The sequence below is a fragment of the Paenibacillus sp. JJ-223 genome (assembly GCF_927798175.1).
GTDB lineage: Bacteria > Bacillota > Bacilli > Paenibacillales > Paenibacillaceae > Paenibacillus > Paenibacillus hubeiensis.
Window position 1 is genome coordinate 111,090 of sequence record NZ_CAKMMP010000018.1, and the last position, 16,629, is coordinate 127,718.

Annotated in this window: 18 protein-coding genes; 14 read left to right on the forward strand and 4 right to left on the reverse strand. The window is 47.9% G+C overall.

Going from position 1 to position 16,629, the window contains the following annotated elements; genetic code table 11:
- Positions 1-124 precede the first annotated feature (124 nt).
- Together L6H98_RS26400 and L6H98_RS26405 are read left to right on the forward strand one after the other, a co-directional pair.
- Complete coding sequence (locus L6H98_RS26400; RefSeq protein ID WP_236420670.1) at positions 125-544, forward strand: hypothetical protein; 420 nt, start codon at positions 125-127, stop codon at positions 542-544.
- A gap of 33 nt (positions 545-577) precedes the next feature.
- Positions 578-925, forward strand: a complete 348-nt coding sequence (locus L6H98_RS26405) for a hypothetical protein (RefSeq protein ID WP_236420671.1) — start codon at positions 578-580, stop codon at positions 923-925.
- A 148-nt stretch (positions 926-1,073) separates the two neighbouring features.
- Here the strand turns inward: L6H98_RS26405 and L6H98_RS26410 are convergent, their stop codons facing one another.
- Positions 1,074-1,829, reverse strand: a complete 756-nt coding sequence (locus tag L6H98_RS26410; protein WP_236420672.1) for a GNAT family N-acetyltransferase — start codon at positions 1,827-1,829, stop codon at positions 1,074-1,076.
- Between the two features lie 185 nt (positions 1,830-2,014).
- Here L6H98_RS26410 and L6H98_RS26415 point away from each other — a divergent pair, with 185 nt between their 5' ends.
- The 6 genes from L6H98_RS26415 to L6H98_RS26440 all read left to right on the forward strand — a co-directional run bounded on the left by L6H98_RS26415 (position 2,015) and on the right by L6H98_RS26440 (position 7,457).
- Positions 2,015-2,671, forward strand: coding sequence for a SprT family zinc-dependent metalloprotease (locus L6H98_RS26415; RefSeq protein WP_236420673.1), 657 nt, complete (start codon positions 2,015-2,017; stop codon positions 2,669-2,671).
- Between the two features lie 85 nt (positions 2,672-2,756).
- A complete protein-coding gene (locus L6H98_RS26420) occupies positions 2,757-3,143 on the forward strand; it encodes a DUF1801 domain-containing protein (RefSeq protein WP_236420674.1) in 387 nt (128 codons plus the stop codon).
- A 55-nt stretch (positions 3,144-3,198) separates the two neighbouring features.
- Positions 3,199-3,732, forward strand: a complete 534-nt coding sequence (locus L6H98_RS26425) for an isochorismatase family protein (protein ID WP_236420675.1) — start codon at positions 3,199-3,201, stop codon at positions 3,730-3,732.
- A gap of 171 nt (positions 3,733-3,903) precedes the next feature.
- Complete coding sequence (locus L6H98_RS26430; RefSeq protein WP_236420676.1) at positions 3,904-5,493, forward strand: glycosyltransferase family 39 protein; 1,590 nt, start codon at positions 3,904-3,906, stop codon at positions 5,491-5,493.
- Positions 5,483-6,076 carry a hypothetical protein gene (locus tag L6H98_RS26435; RefSeq protein WP_236420677.1) on the forward strand — a complete coding sequence of 198 codons (594 nt, stop codon included), beginning with the start codon at positions 5,483-5,485 and terminating at the stop codon, positions 6,074-6,076. The genes L6H98_RS26430 and L6H98_RS26435 overlap by 11 nt, the downstream gene beginning before the upstream one ends.
- A 397-nt stretch (positions 6,077-6,473) precedes the next feature.
- On the forward strand, positions 6,474-7,457 hold the full coding sequence (locus L6H98_RS26440) for a phosphotransferase (RefSeq protein ID WP_236420678.1): 984 nt from the start codon (positions 6,474-6,476) through the stop codon (positions 7,455-7,457).
- A gap of 80 nt (positions 7,458-7,537) precedes the next feature.
- On the opposite strand, the gene L6H98_RS26445 is transcribed toward L6H98_RS26440, so the two are convergent.
- Positions 7,538-8,104, reverse strand: coding sequence for a hypothetical protein (locus L6H98_RS26445; protein WP_236420679.1), 567 nt, complete (start codon positions 8,102-8,104; stop codon positions 7,538-7,540).
- Between the two features lie 237 nt (positions 8,105-8,341).
- Between L6H98_RS26445 and L6H98_RS26450 the strand changes: the two genes are divergently transcribed.
- The 4 genes from L6H98_RS26450 to L6H98_RS26465 are packed head-to-tail and all read left to right on the forward strand — an operon-like array spanning position 8,342 to position 11,657.
- A complete protein-coding gene (locus L6H98_RS26450; protein ID WP_236420680.1) occupies positions 8,342-8,914 on the forward strand; it encodes an RNA polymerase sigma factor in 573 nt (190 codons plus the stop codon).
- Complete coding sequence (locus L6H98_RS26455) at positions 8,889-9,734, forward strand: ABC transporter permease (protein ID WP_236420681.1); 846 nt, start codon at positions 8,889-8,891, stop codon at positions 9,732-9,734. Before L6H98_RS26450 ends, L6H98_RS26455 begins: the two co-directional genes overlap by 26 nt.
- On the forward strand, positions 9,715-10,590 hold the full coding sequence (locus L6H98_RS26460; RefSeq protein ID WP_236420682.1) for an ABC transporter ATP-binding protein: 876 nt from the start codon (positions 9,715-9,717) through the stop codon (positions 10,588-10,590). Before L6H98_RS26455 ends, L6H98_RS26460 begins: the two co-directional genes overlap by 20 nt.
- A complete protein-coding gene (locus tag L6H98_RS26465; RefSeq protein WP_236420683.1) occupies positions 10,587-11,657 on the forward strand; it encodes an ABC transporter permease subunit in 1,071 nt (356 codons plus the stop codon). The genes L6H98_RS26460 and L6H98_RS26465 overlap by 4 nt, the downstream gene beginning before the upstream one ends.
- 414 nt (positions 11,658-12,071) lie before the next feature.
- On the opposite strand, the gene L6H98_RS26470 is transcribed toward L6H98_RS26465, so the two are convergent.
- Positions 12,072-12,557 carry a hypothetical protein gene (locus L6H98_RS26470; RefSeq protein WP_236420684.1) on the reverse strand — a complete coding sequence of 162 codons (486 nt, stop codon included), beginning with the start codon at positions 12,555-12,557 and terminating at the stop codon, positions 12,072-12,074.
- Positions 12,558-12,777: 220 nt separating this feature from the next.
- On the opposite strand from L6H98_RS26470, the gene L6H98_RS26475 reads away from it, so the two are divergent.
- Positions 12,778-13,704, forward strand: coding sequence for a copper amine oxidase N-terminal domain-containing protein (locus L6H98_RS26475; protein WP_236420685.1), 927 nt, complete (start codon positions 12,778-12,780; stop codon positions 13,702-13,704).
- 201 nt (positions 13,705-13,905) lie between these two features.
- On the opposite strand, the gene L6H98_RS26480 is transcribed toward L6H98_RS26475, so the two are convergent.
- A complete protein-coding gene (locus L6H98_RS26480; RefSeq protein WP_236420722.1) occupies positions 13,906-14,310 on the reverse strand; it encodes a CBS domain-containing protein in 405 nt (134 codons plus the stop codon).
- 148 nt (positions 14,311-14,458) lie between these two features.
- Here L6H98_RS26480 and L6H98_RS26485 point away from each other — a divergent pair, with 148 nt between their 5' ends.
- Entirely contained in the window at positions 14,459-16,564 is a 2,106-nt protein-coding gene (locus L6H98_RS26485; RefSeq protein WP_236420686.1) for a penicillin-binding transpeptidase domain-containing protein, read from the forward strand.
- Positions 16,565-16,629: the final 65 nt, after the last annotated feature.

A 16,629-nucleotide genomic window follows, 5' to 3' on the forward strand; every position in this document is an offset into this window, starting at 1 on the left:
CCTGTTGGTATTCGACATTATTTTCGGACATTTCCGAATGAAGGTAAATTATTGAAGTGAAGCAGGGTTTCACATATAATCAAAGAGATTCAAGAATTCGCATACATATTGGGGGAGATCATTCATGTTCGTAGGAAAAGGTTCAGTTCGTGAAATGTCCAATGATATCGACCGAGTCATTCGGGAAATCGACCAGATTACGCAATCCAAAATCGACCGGGTATCCGACAAAATCGACTCGGAATTGAACTCATGCGGCCGCGAGCTGTCCAACGCAGCAACAACCTTGACCCAGATTCGCCCATTGATCGACAGACTCGTTGCACAAGTGGGTCAGGATGCGCCGGATCACGTGCAAGTACTGGTTACATCCATCGCCCAAGAAGTGATGTCCAAAGTGATTGCGGCAGGCGGGAACATTGAAGAAGTCCAAAAGAACATCAAAGACGTGGACAAGCTCACCGATGAAATTGACAGCTTGACGGACGAAATCGATAAACTGACGAATAAAATCGACGAAATTACGGATAAGTATCAGAAATAAGCGGACATTTGAAAATGAAGGAGTGAATCCCTGATGAGCGAATATACTCCACCTGTGAGCCAGCCCAACTACATGTCCAATGGTTGGAACAATAAACAGGCCAAAGAAACGGCGATCAAAATCGATCACATTGCGGACAAAGCCAAGTTTGGCATTGAAGTACTCAGTACGGGACTCGTCGGCATCGATGCCCTGGAGAAGGAACTGATCGAGATGTCCCATGCTTCCCAGCCGCCTACCCAGGAGCAGATTCGCTCCTTGGCACATCGGCTGGATGCCCATCAGAAGCAGATTCAACAAGGTTTGGATCGGATTAAGGACATGATGACCGACATCGAAAAGGAAACGGATTCGTTTCAGCAGCCTCGTACGTCCTGGTAGTCGATGAAACGAAGATAAATAGAAGATAACGAAGAGAAGGTTATGTCGACCTTCTCTTTTTGATGTGGCGCGAAGAGAGGCCGCCGGTCTACGTAGGCCCAAATTTTTTATGAAGGAGCCGCCAGAAACCGGCCGAGGTCAATCAGAGCTATTTTTTTACCCGATACCAATAACGGTAGATCTCCTCGTATCCCAGCTTTTCGTATAACCGCCAAGCCGGCGCGTTGTTCACAACGACCGCGAGGTAACTGAACTCGGCTCCTTGGGCTTTGCCCCAGTGAAGCAGGTGCAGGATCAGCTGCTCGGCCAGCCCTTGATTTCTGTGCTGTTTATCTGTCACGATATCATACAATCCGATATAACCGCGTTCGACGACTCCCAAGCCGCAGGCAACCACTTGATCGTTCACCAAAAGAGAGATGTACCCCGTCGTCGTGCGGATATTCGAGAGCATGCGTGTCATCGTAGAACCTTTTTTCTCGTCAACCGAATTGATTCTGCAAAAGGAATTCAGCCACGAATTTGTTGAATAAGTATCGATCCGTACATCAGAGTGCTGTGGCGTCTTGAGTCCGTCCAGGCTGCGAGTTTGAATGCTGGTCCGATCCAATAAGGAATACCCTTTCTCATCCAAAATGTTATCCAGATTTTCAGGATGAATAAATGGGGTGATTTTAAAGACGGTGGGTAACCCATTACGCTCGTACAATTGCTCGCATGTTTTTATTTTTTCATGGATGTCGAGCGTGGAGGTGTATATGGGCTGTATGGAGTTGGCGCGTTTGGTGCATCCGTCCGCAAAGCGAAGCACCCATCCGTCAACAAACAGGGTGGACAAGGAAGGCCAGTGGCCAAGGGACAATTCCTCGATCATTTTGTGGGATGATGCGGCAGCGGGAAACATGGGATCGGCATACCTCCTGTTTTATAATGATAAATATACTAGTAAATAATAATACATATTATTGCATAAAAATTCAATTATGTGTACAAGCAGCTTTGAGTGCGAGGGCACGCGATATGAGGTACAATCAGGGTAGTCAGTACAGCGATGTGAACGGCATATTATGAACAGAAGTGGAGAAAACGATGTTTACGATTGAAGTGAAGGGCCAACTCATTCAGTGCCATCTGGAACTGGGCAAACGCAAAAAGGTATCCATCAGCCTGGACCTGCCCTACATGGTGACGATCAAGGCACCCAATGGCATCACGGAAGAGAAGATCGGAGAACTCGTGCGGCAGCACGGGGATGTCATTTTGCAGCGATCGGCCTTGATGCAGGAAGCGCTGGACGGACCGCAGCCTCGGACCTATCAGGACGAAGGAACGTTTATGTGGCTTGGCAAGGAGCATGCCTTGCATGAACTCATTGATGTGGAAGGTTTGGAAGAGGACGAGCTGCGGGTGCGTTTGAAAAAGTTTTATTTTGCCGAATGTAAACGGGTCATTGGGGAACGCATCGGTGCGTTTCAACAGGCGCTGAAGGTAAAGCCGAAGTCCATGGATATCGTGGAGTCGGCCACCAAATGGGGGAGCTGTAGTTGGGACAAAAAACTCACCTTTAACTATCGGCTTGCTATGGCTCCTGTAGACGTCATCGATTATGTCATCATCCATGAGCTGTGCCATATTCATCACATGAATCATGACCGTTCCTTTTGGCGGCTGGTAGGCAGCATAATGCCCGATTACGAGGAGAAGGAAGCGTATTTGCGAAGAAAAGGCCAAGCGATGACGCTCTAATAAACGGTATGATGGCATGTGGGGGAGTCAGTAATAAATGACCTAAGTTTGATCCAATCACACTTTGTTAAGGAGGCACAGGCACATGACAGGGAAAAATCCAACCTCGGTTGAAGTCGACGAATATATTGCGGGATTCCCGCCAGAAGTGAAGGCCAAATTACAAACGATGCGTGAGCTGATCCGGGAGATTGCCCCGCAGGCGGAAGAAAAAATAAGCTACAAAATGCCGACGTATGCCCTGCATGGCAATCTGGTTCATTTTGCCGGATACGCGAAACATATTGGATTCTACCCTGCGCCGAGCGGGATTGAAGAATTCAAACAGGAGTTGTCGGCCTATAAAGGGGCCAAAGGCTCCGTGCAATTCCCGTTGGATCAACCATTGCCGGAAGCGCTGATCCGCCGCATCGTGGCGTTCCGGGTGAAGGAAAACGAAGAGAAGGCCCGGCAGAAGAAGCAGGGCAAGTAGTCGTCAAACAGACAGGTTGAGGATGGACAAGCAGTTGCATAAAGGGGCTGGGAGCATGAACAAAGCGTTGATCGTGCTGGATGTGCAGGCAGGCATCGTATCGCAGAGGGACGTGACAGGTACAATCCATGCCATAGAAAGCGTCATCCGCGATTTCGAAGCGAGAAACGAGCCGATGGTCTTCATCCGGCATCTGGACTACGAGCAAGAGGGATCGCCGTTGTTCCATACTAAAGTGGACAATCTGAGGTTTGTGGTGGATTCGGGACAGCATCAGGTCGTGGATAAAAGCAAACCAAATGCATTCAGCAATCCGGCGCTCAAATCCTGGTTGCGAGATCATCAGGTGGAGCACATCTTTATCATTGGGTTCAACACGGAATATTGCTGTTTGTTTACGGCTATTGCGGCCGAGCATGAGGGTTTCAAGGTTACGCTGATCGAAGATGCGACAGGTACGGTAAATACGGCGGAGACGTATGAAATGCCGGGGCTCGACATTCAGGATTTCATCGGCTCGGTTCTGAATTGGTCCGGCTGCATCGAGGTTTTGTATGTAGACGAGTACCGAGAGTTGTACTCCAAATAATATCCGTTACATCAGGAATCGTTGGATCGGATCACTGGATAAAGACGAAATCCGGACTGCCTTCTTTCGTTGCGAAGGTGGTCTATTTGTGCATGGCGCTGATTCAGCGATTTTTCAGCTTGAGCCCTTATAATACGTACCGAAATCCTGCATTCGAAAAGGAGTTTTGGCATGGCTAAGGTGATCCATAAGGGGCTCTATCTGATTCTTGCTTTGTTTATCGGACTGTTTATCGCATCAACCTTTGTCGTTCGGGCGCAGTACAATTATGCCGCTTACGGTGACAATCCGATTCTGGGATCGCAGCAATGGGGCATTTTCATCCCGCTCCTGATTGTGCTGTCGCTCGCCAGTGTGGTTGTGTACCGACTGTGTCTGAAGCTGAACCGGTTTCGTCCAGTGGTCGTTATTCCTGTCGTGCTGCTGGCGTCCTTCGCCGTTCAGACCGCGATCATTTTTTGTTTTCCGCGCGTGCCGACGGACGATTCGCAGACGGTGCTCTCGCTGGCGATGGACATGCTGTATGACCAGGACTATTCCTCGTTTGATACGACTGGTTATCTGCACATGTTTCCGTTCAACTATTCGATCGTATTGATTTTGAAAACCTTGTTGTACCTATTTCCGGATAACTATCTGGTCATCAAGCTGTTTAACATTTTGTGCACGCTCGTAACGACGTTAATGATCTATCTCATCTATAAACAACTCCATGCCAAATCGGGCGGGCGCGATTACGGGGTTCTTGTCCTGGCAGCAACTTACCTGCCTGCCTTATTTATGAACAACTTGATCTATAACGATGTTATTGCCACCGCGCTGCTTACGTCGAGCCTGTACTTCCTGATCCGGTTCCTGAAGGAGAAAACGTACAAGTGGGTCGTCGCTGCCGCCATCTTGTTGGCCCTTGGCAACGACCTGCGCAGCATCGGCGCGATTGTGTTGATCGCGGCAATCCTTTGTATTCTTTTAAATATCAGGAGCCTTGGCTTCAAAAAATTCATGATTTCCATCGGCGTGCTCGCGCTTTTATTTAATGTCCCGGGGTGGACGCAGAAATGGGCCCTGCAATCCGTCGTGAATGAGCCTGTCGGCGAAAACGCCGCACCCGTCTATATGTGGTTGAACATGGGGATTAACCTGGAGCGCTTCGGGTTCTGGGATAACCGGGAAAGCTACGCCATCTACCAGAGAGAAGCGAATTATAACAAAGCCGAAAGTACGGAGTTGTTCAAGCAGGAGATCGGACGAAAGCTGTCGGAAGCCAGCGCGGGCGACCTCGTGAGGATGTATACGAAAAAACTCATTTGGACCTGGACCGAAGGAACTTACCAAATGGATCGGTACGGCATCGGCAATGGCAGTTCGTTTGGCATGGGCAGAGGTGGGGGCGGAATCGACGGTTCCTATAGTTATGCCACTGCCGCCACGGATTGGTTCCAAGGGGATTCGGCACCTCGAATCGGCATTTTGTGGGTGGTATACACCATGAACGTGCTGATTTATGTTTTCGTGCTCGTCCGGTTAATCGGCGGAATTCGGGCCAAGAGATATGACGAGGTTTCGTTGATATTGGTTATTCTCGGGTTTATCGGATTTTATTTGCTCTGGGAAATCAAATCGAGGTATCTTTTTCCGGTGTACCCGCTGCTGCTCGTGCTTGCTTATATGGGATTCAAAGATGCGCATGACTCGATATTCCGAAGAAAACTTGGCGGGGAACGCATTTCCCCAGGAAAAGGTGATCCATATGCGAAGTAAAGCACTGTTCACATTGTTGATATCGGCCCTTATCGGCTGTTCCGTCCTGCTCACGGCTTGCGATGCCATCACGGCCCAGAATATTGAGAGAACCGGCGCTCCCGGTCAGGGAATGAACGGATTTCCCGGCATGAATGGCGGGGGTGGCATAGATGGTGGCGGCCAAGGCATGAGCAGAGGCGGCCGCATGAACGGCGGCGGAACGAATGGCCGAAACGGCGATGGTGCCGAAGCGATGCAAGGCATGATGGATGCCGACGTTACGGGTCGGATCGTCTCCATAGAGGGTGGCACGATTACGGTGGATCTGTTGGAACAGGAGCAAACGGATGCGACGTCCAATCAAGGGCGACAATGGAATCCGGCAGACGGAAATACAGGGCTGAAAGAAACCGGTGTAGAAATGAAAATCAGCGTCAGCGACGACGTTCAGATCAGTCGGGGGATGACCATGGGCGGTCCGAATAACCGATCCGACTCCAGTGACGACATGTCATTGTCCGACCTGAAAACAGGCGATGTCATTCGTTTATGGTACAAGGACAACACCGAAACGGCAGCACGAATCGTTGTTCAATCCTAGGTTGAGGTAATGGCCATTGCCATATCGATAACTTGTGGATTATTATGGAAGTAACTTTGTTTCCCGAAGGGAGTGAGCGTCATGAAACGACGGGCTAAGATGATGCCAAAAGCGACTACAATTAAGGTGATCGTGAACTGAATAGATGGGTGGACCGACGAGGACAGAACGAAGTGAAAGCTGCTTCGGTTGGTTATTTGGAGTCTGCCGAGATATAGGGATATAACTGCTCATTTTCCTGGTGTTGATGAGGTTTGTTTGCTTATGCATTTTGCAACTTCCTCGTGCATCACGAATTTTTAAGCCGCAGGCATAGCCTGCGGCTTTTTGCGCGCAAAAATAGTCGTTCGGACTTTGCAAGAAACCTACATTAAACGGTCAAGAAGGAGAACTGCCCATGCTAAAGTTAAAATATTTATTTAATAACACCGATCTCGCCGAGATGATCTTGAAAAATTGGAGTTACGATCCCGAGTCTCTGGACATGTTCCGGTATTACCGCATATCCTCTAATGCCGTATATCCGTTCAGGGACCAGGGAGAGACTCGCTTGCTTCGTTTCGCCCCGGTTCAGGAAAAAGATAGAACCAATCTATACGCCGAACTGGAGGTTCTCGGATATCTTCGACAGCGTGACTATGGGGCGATGGAGGCGGTGCCTTCCCATGCAGGAACAAAGCTCGCGGAGGTCAGCACGCCATGGGGCACGTACTACGCTTCCGTGTTCAAGCGGGTACCCGGCACGCAGCTGAGCAGTACGGTTCTGAGCGACCAGGCCATATACAGCTATGGTCAGGCGCTAGGCAAGCTTCATCAACTGAGCCGGGATTATACGCCGGTGCAGGCTAAACGCTGGAGTTATGCCGATGTGCTGGACTGGATGCAGGAGGTTCTGAGGGAATTTCCGGATGAGACCGATGCCGCTCATGAAGTGGAGTTGCTCCGTACACATTTGGCAGCATGGCCGGTGACCAAGCTCAATTACGGATGTATTCATTATGACTTTGAGCCGGATAATGTCTTCTATGACGAAGAAAGTCAGTCTTGTTACGCCATTGACTTCGATGACGCCATGTACCACTGGTATGCGATGGATGTGGAACAGAGTCTGGATAGTTTGCGTGATGAGATTGAGCCGGAGCGTTGGGAACAGGCAAAGCAGACGTTCATGCAGGGGTACTGGGCCGAATCAGGAGACTCCTATGACATGGAATCCATGTTCCCGGTTTGCAGGCGCTTTGCCAACGTATACCGCTATGTACGTATGCTGCGGTCTGCGGCAGAACGGTGGACGCATGAGCCGGATTGGATGAACGTTCTAAGATCAAGGCTGGCTGAACGGATGAAGGAAGCAGCGAAGGGATTTGGCCAGAAGATTTAAAGTCGATCCCAAGAAAGAGCACAGGCTATTCCCGGTAAAAGGGAGAGTCTTGTGCTCTTTCTCCTCATGGATCATGAAATCTAGTACAGATTCAGATCAAAATCAGGCTCACACATATAATCAATCGGGTAGAGGTCGTCCCGAGCGGAGATCAACGCGCGGAAGTGGAGGTAGAGAGGACGAGGATGTTCCGCAACACCACCAACACGATCAGGGGCAAGCTCTGCTACCACGAAAACATCCTCGGCATTTGTGCATTTATAGATGACATTCTTTGGATTGCACACTTCCTCCATATAACTGTAAGTCATGACATGAAATGATCGGCCGCGCCAATTCGTCTTAATCACTTTATAGGACTGCGTCCGTACAAGATCAAGGTAACGCTCCAGCGGAAACGTATGCTCAAATTGAGAAATATATCCTTTATGATCCACATCAATTGTAAATTCCACATCATAGCTTTCGTGAAATTCTTCCTTGTACGTTCCCTTCATCATCGTCATCGCATCAAAGTGCGATCCGAAATTAAGGTCTTCTATGTAAGAGATGGCAATGAGTTCAGGATCAACATGATCGGTAATTTGGCTGTTGCTGGAAGCACCCTTGCTAAAGCGGGATGGCTGAAGTTCAATCGATCCAATCATACTTCCCGGAAAACCGGGACTGCAGGTTATTCGCATAGTCATCTCCTTCGTTGTTAGTCACTAATTAGACGAACAGGTGAGGGGAAAGTTTCACCAGAATAAGGAAGTCAATATGAGACCAATTCTGATGAAGACATAGTTGCATCAGGAACTTGTCTATATCCAAATAAATGAATAAACATTTTTGATCTTTTATGGTCAAATTATCGTTAATTGAATTGAGGGGGTGAGGGAGCGTTGAATGATGAAGAGTTGATTCAGGAGATTCGTGAAGGCAGCCGGGCTGCCATGGAAGTGCTGGTGAAGCGGCATTATAAGTCGATATTCGCTTATGTGTACCGGAAAACGGGAGACTATCATACCGCTTATGATCTAACCCAAGAGGTATTCGTAAAAATGATGAAGTCGCTTGACAGCTACCGGGATAACGGAAAATTCAGTCACTGGCTGCTGAAAATTGCAGTAAATCATTGCCTGGATTATTTTCGGGGACGCGATTTCAAGCAACAACAGAGAGAAAGTGAGTTAACGGAAGAGGCGCTCCCTGCCAGCGAACACCAGAATGTATGGAACATATTCCATAAAAAGCTTCAGAACGAACAGGTCAGGCAGGCGGTATTAAGTTTGCCTGAGCATCAGAGGGACGCGGTGATCCTGAACTATTACAACGGATTGAAGATCAGGGAGGTTGCCGAGCTGACGGGAGCAAATGAATCGACAGTGAAGTCGCGCATACGCTTGGGCATAGCGAAATTAAGGGAAATCATTCTGGGAGGTGGACGGGATGAAACGAAGAGGACAAGGAGATAAACGAAATCGGGCAGCTGAATTGGAGATGGAGGAGTACAACGTAATTGCTTCTTATCTGGACGAGTATGCGGTCGATTTTCCATCCGAAATGGAGATCGACAGAACGATCAGGGCATTGGATGCCCATATGCCGGATCCGGCGAGCGTTCGCCCGAAACCATCATACGGAAGGCGGATGAGGGAATTATTCCAGCTTGTTCGGGGGGAGGTCGCGGTTTTCCACAAATCATACTGGTTGGTTTGTTCCCTGCTCCTGCTGCTCGGATTTTGGCTGGGAACACACAGTAAAATCGATCCTTACATGAGCGGTCTCGTACTGGTTCCCGTACCTTTTGTGCTTGGATTGCTGGAAGTATTCAAAGGCAGGGATCATGGGCTCATGGAAATCGAGCTGACCTGCAAAATTACGGCACAACAGCTGATGCTGACCCGTTTGATCGTTGTACTCGCAGCAAATATGGCATTTGTACTTCTCCTTATGCTAGCGATATCCGGTGGAACAGGCAGTTCCATCTTATGGAGCGGAGTCGGTCTATGGTACGCACAGCTGATGATCGCTGCCGGGGCCAGTCTGTGGTTGGCGATGCGTGTCAGGGGTGGAGCGGCTGTCAGTATCTTTCTGACGCTATGGTTCGGACTGATATGGCTTGCATTAAGTAATCCCAAATTCATTGCGCTCGTTCAATCGATCCAGCCGTCAGTACTTATAATCGCCGCCTTATGCGGAGTGATCCTGTTGAGCAGTCAGATCTACCAGATGGCGCGAAAATACACATCACAAGCGGAAAGAGGTTATTCCTTTGATATTGACCATGGATAACGTATCCAAGAAATACAGGAACAAGTGGGCTGTGAAATCGTTCTCGCTGGAGCTGTCCAGCGGTGGCGTTTATGGGCTGCTCGGACCGAATGGAGCGGGCAAAACAACGTTGCTTCGCATGCTTGTAGACATCTCCAAGCCGACGTCAGGACAGATTCTGCTGGATGGGCAACCCATCCAACAGATGGGGGACCGTTATCGCAGCATATTGGGTTATATGCCGCAGCGATTCGGATTTTACAACCGTTTCAGTGCTCATCGGTTTCTCATGTACATGTGTTCGCTCAAAGGGTTGAGTGTGAGTCAGGCCGGTGTTCGCGTGCAGGAAACTTTGCGGATGGTTGATCTGGAACAGCAGGCCCAGCATAAAATCCGTACGTTCTCTGGGGGCATGAGGCAGAGACTAGGCATTGCGCAAGCCTTGCTGAATGATCCGCAAATTCTAGTCCTCGACGAACCTACGGCAGGTCTTGACCCCAAGGAGCGTATTCGATTCCGTAACATTATCGGGGAGCTGGGAAGAGACCGGATTGTACTGTTATCGACGCATATTATCTCTGACCTGGAGTTCTCGTGCAAGGAAATGATTCTGATGAACGAAGGTCAACTGATCACCCGGAACACGCCGGAAGAGATCATGAACAGGATGCAGGGCAGCGTTTGGAAGGCAACGCTAACTCAGCAGCAGCTTGCCGAGCTTACCTCACATTTCAAAGTAAGCGGCTTGTCCTATCAATCGGATGGCATCGTAGCCAGAATCCTGGCCAAAGAACAGCCTGTACCGCATGCTGTACCGGAGACACCTCGCCTAGAAGACGTATATATGCACTATTTTGACGAGGAGGCGACATCGTGATTCGTTTAACCCAATATGAATTTGCTAAAATAATCACGCGTAAAAGCGTTTATCTGGCACTCGCCGGACTGCTTGTGCTTCTTGCTTTGTATGCCTGTTTCGGGCATCCCGGGCCATTGAACGGTACATCATACTATAAACCCTATGAAGGAGCCATTACGGAGGAGAAGGTTCAAGCTGCGCAGGATCAGAAGCAAAGCGAGGGTTACAGTGAAGAAAAGAATCAGAATCGATATGGCGTATTTTATGACATTTCCATATTTTCACCGGAATCCATCAAAAACTACGCCAGATATGATGACAGCGGGAATGTCATGAAGCGAACCGTAACCGTCTCCGAGATTCACTACAATAAACCATGGGGCTATCTGCTGGAATACATTGATCAATTTGGAGTGCTCTTTATGATGATCATCATTCTGCTCGGACTGGCGCCCGTATTTGCAGAGGAATATTCACGGGGAACCGCTGCATTACTACGCAGCAGCAAACGGGGAAGAAGCCAAATCGTTTCGGCTAAATTAATGGCCTCCATGTTATATGTCGTGCTATGCGTCATACTGTTTACAAGCGTCAATTTGTTGATCTACTGGTTAAGGTTTGGGAATTTGGCTGGAGCAGATACGCCTATCCAGAGTGTTGGGATGTATTTTCAGGGCTTTTACTATGAGTTCTCTCCTTATCGGTTATCGGCGGTTCAGTATTATGGAGTACAGTTGGTCACTCACCTGGCAGGCAGTCTGGTCTTTGCATGTGTTGTGTTATGCGTTTCTGCGCTTAGTTCAACGTCGTTTGTTGCCATCATCATTAATGTTGCGATTGTAGGCGTGCCTTATCTGGCATTCGATGTGTTGAACTTCAACCCGGGATGGGCCAAGTGGATTGAGGAATTTTCATTCAGTACAATGATGCGGGTAACGAGGCTGTTCCAAACGCAGGCAAGCTATTCGGTATTTGGACTGGAGCTGTCCTATTTAAATTTGTATATGATCATCATGGGTGTAGTTACGATTGGCGTCGTATTTGGTACTTATCGTACATTCCGCACTCGCGAGGTTTTTTCTTGATGAACCCGCTATAGAAACCGCATTAATCAATCACACTAGGCCACTGTGAGTGCAGTACCATCTTCCGATCGCTGTTATCCAAAATAGTCCGCAATGTTTTGCGGGCTTCTTCTTTTCATGTTATGAGCAGAATGTGATGTTTCCAAACGTTCTTCGATTTTGATACATTGTGGATATACTTTTCGGAGGAGGAGGGCATCACTCGGACGCGGATGTTTATGAAATTCAAAGATTGAGCCGCCGGGAGGCAGAGGGAACATATGTCTTCAATGCCCCGAATGCCAGCAGCGCTCAGCTGTATACACACTATGGACAGCAGTTTGACATAGCACACGCGATTTCCGAGGTCGTCAGGCTCCGAAAAAGTACCTAATTTTCCCCATTAATAACAGTCAACAAGACTTCCACTAATCCCTAATCAATTAACGCAACTCTCCATGACTCATCTTTATTTTTTGTAAATGTTGTGGTGTGCATCTTAAGTTCTTTTTCATCTCCGCTTGTTCTGTAATAGAATACGATGTTAATTCTTCCGTTTTCGGAGGATTGGTCGATGATATAAGGTGTCCCGACAAATTCAAAGTCTTCATCGTTTTCTAGTAAAAACAGTTGACTATTCGCTACATCCTCTGAAACAAAACTATTTTTAAAGGCAGTTTTATTTTTCGCTGCCCATGCGGTTAAATTCTCTTTGAATAGGATAACGATATCTTGATATTTCTCATCATATTTCATTTCATCTAGTGAAAGTCCTTTTTTGAAGGGGCCCAGCTTATTGATATCTACTTCCTTTGGATCCTCAACCAGCACACTATTGCTTGGGTTCGTGTTCTCAGAGTTACTTCTACATGCCGTTAAGATCAAACAAACACACAAGATTGCAAAAGAAAAAATACGCATAGGAAAATCCCCCCAATAAGAGCTTCAAATTCGGAATCAACGGGACGTTCTTTGATGATAAAACTGCTCGAGATCGCAAATCTACCAAATAAACATTGATTTATATAATATAACGTTACGTAACACTGTATGAAAATGTATTATTTTATTTTTTTAAGTAACCTTATGTCTTTTTTTGCGTCTATAAATATAAAGATTGTAAATTTTGGGAGGTTTTCTAATGAAGAAATTAGCACTGTTTTCTTTGGCTGTTCTATGTTCTTCGCTGTTGGTACTTCCAACCAATGAGGCAGCTGCAGCTGTGCAAAGTTCAAAAGGAACACAGGTTGTTGTGAATAATAACGACTTAGATTCAAAAGAAATTCTCAACAAGAACAATCAGGTGTTTTTTAGTTTGACTTCACTCAAAAGTTTAGGTGGGTTAACGTTTTCCTGGAATAATACTACAAAGCAAGTGACAGTGAAGGGGAGCGACACAAACTTGCAGTTGACAATGAATAAAAAAGTAGCGCAAAAAAATGGAGCTTCGGTTTCATTAAGTACTGCTCCATTTATTCATAACGGTAAAACAATGATCCCCTTACGTTTTGTTGCAGAAGCGTTGGACGGTTCAGTAACATGGAATCAAAAAACCCAAACTGCATTTGTTTCGAAACCAAGCACGAAACTGCTGACTGATGTGAAGAGCAATGTTTTAAGCACAGCAAGAAATGCTGCGATTAATCTTCCTAGAGTTTCACAGCTCGCGGAGGAATTTGAACCATCTATAGAAACAGCCAGTCTTCAATATTATTTTCCGAAAAATACAAAAGATCGATTCATCGAAGTCAATAATAATGTAATCCGTTATTATCAAATTACGAATAACACAGCTTACCTTAAGTGGCAAGCTTTCATTGGGGAAAAGGCCGCTACGCAGCAAAATCTTTATTTCATAAACGGCTCCTTTACAAAAGAGAACGGTTCATTGCCCAATTTTAAAGATACGACATTCGCCAGCTTTCGCTGGATGCCTCATATTACTTCTACTGGATATGGTTTAATCAATAAGGAGAATTGGAAGGATGTTGAGTTTAAAGAAGCTGAAGTTCCCGAAGCTGATCTGAAGGAAAACTATATTATTGTCGATATTCCTGAAGAAAAATAATTGGTAAAGTTATAACAACGACTGACCCGACTGACGTAATGGCAAAGAAATCTGAATACGTATAGCGGATATTTGTTCTTGTGAAATCAGGAAAGGTGATGCACTAAAATTTTATAATTATGATAAAAAAGGCAAGCAACAAGCGTTTCAGCTCGTTGTTTGCCTTTCGAATGCCCGGCGGTCGGGCTGTGTTCGATTCCATTAATCCGAAATGTTGCGTGTGTAGTATTCAATGATGTCTTTGCGCCGGATGATGCCGAGAAAAACCCGGTCCACATCGACGACCGGCACGAAATTCTGGTCTGCGGCAAGCGTCAGCATGTCTTCCATTTCAGCCTTGATGTATACGCATTCATTGTAGACCCGGTTTTTGATTTCATGCACCGGTACCTGGTCCATGTTATCGAACGTCAATCCGGGGGTGCTGCGCATCTTCCATAACAAATCGCCTTCGGACAGTGTTGCAACGTATTTTCCATCCTGGTCAATGACGGGAATGGCGGTGTAGTGCTGGGATTCAAGCTGCTCAATGGCTTCCTTCATGGAGGCGGAGGACTTGATATAGGCCACTTCTGCTTTGGGGAGTAAAAAATAGCTGATTTCCATCATCGGGCTCCTTTGCTGTAAATTTCGTACTTACATTATACACATATTATGTGATGTTCCGGCTAGGTCTAATGATAAATTCGTCATATTTGTTTCATTGTTTCTCGGGCTCAGGAATTCTATAGTGTATCATAGAGGTGATTTGACGATGAAATCGAAACGCAAACTGATGTACGGATTGCTGCCCATTCTGTTCGCAGGCGGGATCGGTATGTACCTATATATGCAGAGCAACAAGGCGCCGGAACCCAAACCCGAAGTCGTCGTGGAACAATACATAGATCATTTGCAAAAGAAAGAATTCGACCAGCTCTACGGCTTGATGACGCCAGCTTCGTTGGAGGCCTCCGGAATGAACCGGGAGCAGTTCGCGGAAAAGTATAACGCGATCTACTCCGGCATGCAGGTTTCGGCGGTCAAGGCAGAGCTGAAACCGCAGCCTGTGGCGGAAACGCCTCAAGACGGCGGCACAACGAGCGGGAAAAAGACTGAAGGAACGGAGGGGCCTGAACAGGATCCCAATACCTACAAGGCTGAATATACATTGCGATTGACCACCTTTCTGGGTGAAGTGAATGAAACGCAAAGCTTGAATCTGGTGAAGCAGGAGCTGGACGATGGCGGCAAGGTATGGCGGATCGAATGGCAGCCGTCCATGATCTTGTCCGATATGGTCAAAGGCAGCAAGGTGAGGGTGCGGACGCTGCTGCCGGAGCGAGGCGACATTGTCGATCGGGATGGATTGCCGCTGGCAACCAAGGGGACTGCCCTAGAGTGGGGCATCGTTCCGAGCAAACTGGGTGACGCCCCGGATCAGATGATTGCCAGCATCGCGCAGCACTATAACGTATCCGAAGATGCAATTAACAAGGCGATAAACCAGAGCTGGGTCAAACCGGACTATTTCGTGCCTATCGCCATGACGGACGATGAACGAATACCGGCAGCGCTGAAAGGCGTTCAAATCCAGACGAAAGAGATCAGGCAGTATCCATTGGGTGAAGCAGCCGCTCATTTGATCGGTTACGTGCGGAAGGTGACCCGGGAGGATCTGGAGAAAGACGCGGAAGGATACTACCGGGCGGAAGACTGGATCGGCAAGGCGGGTCTGGAGCAGTCATTGGAGAAGCAGCTGCGCGGGGAACGCGGAGGAGTGATCGAGATCACGGATGAGAATGGCAATATGCGTTCCGAGGTATTGCGCAAGGATGCCGTTAACGGGCAAAACATTCAATTGACGATTCGCACCAAAACGCAAAAAGAGCTCTATAAGACGTTATCCAGCGGCGGAGATGCCGGCGCGATGGTTATGATGGATCCAACGAAAGGGGATCTGCTCGCCCTGGCGAGCGCTCCTTCCTATGACCCGAACAAAATGGTTACGGGGTTGACGCAGGCGGAATGGGACGCTTATTCCTCGAATGAACAGCTTCCGTTCGTTAACCGGTTCACTAACCGCTATGCGCCCGGCTCAACCTTTAAAGCCGTCACGGCGGCGGCAGGTTTGATGGAGAAGGTAACTACGCCGGATAAGAGTCACGGCATTGCCGGACTGCAATGGAGGAAGGATGCGAGTTGGGGAGGTTACTACGTAACCCGGGTCAAGAACGTCTCTCCGGTGAACATGGTGGATGCACTCGTGTATTCGGACAATATTTATTTTGCGATGGAAGCACTGGAGATGGGCAGCGAGCGGTTCATTGACGGCATTCGCAAATTCGGCTTTGGCGGCAATTTTGGATTGGACGAATTGTATTTGAAACCAAGCCAGTATGCCAACGAAAACAACAAGGAGCTGAAGTCGGAGGTATTGCTGGCCGATACGGCTTATGGTCAGGGTGAAATGTTGATGTCCCCCATTCACTTGGCCACGGCATTTACTCCCTTTGTGAATGAGGGGAAAATGGTGAAGCCGGTCCTGATTTCCGGGAAGGAAACGTCCGCTCCGGAAGTGGTCATCACGCCAGAGGCAGCTAATACGGTGAAAGATGCACTGGGCGAAGTGGTATCCCGGTCAGGAGGGACGGCCCATTCATTAAGCACGCTTCCGACCAAACTTGCTGCCAAAACCGGAACGGCCGAGCTGAAGGCGAAGAAAGGGGAACGCGGGCAGGAGAACGGATTTTTCGTGGTGTTTGATACCGAGCAGCCAAGCTTTCTGCTGGCCGCGGTCATTGAGAACGTAAACGGAAGGGGCGGCAGTCATCATGTCGTCGACAAGCTGAAGCCGTTTCTTGAGAAATGGAATGGATAAGCCGTGAGCCATCTCCCATGATGCATGATAATAATAGACAACGCCAAAAAACTTTCCGGGTTACC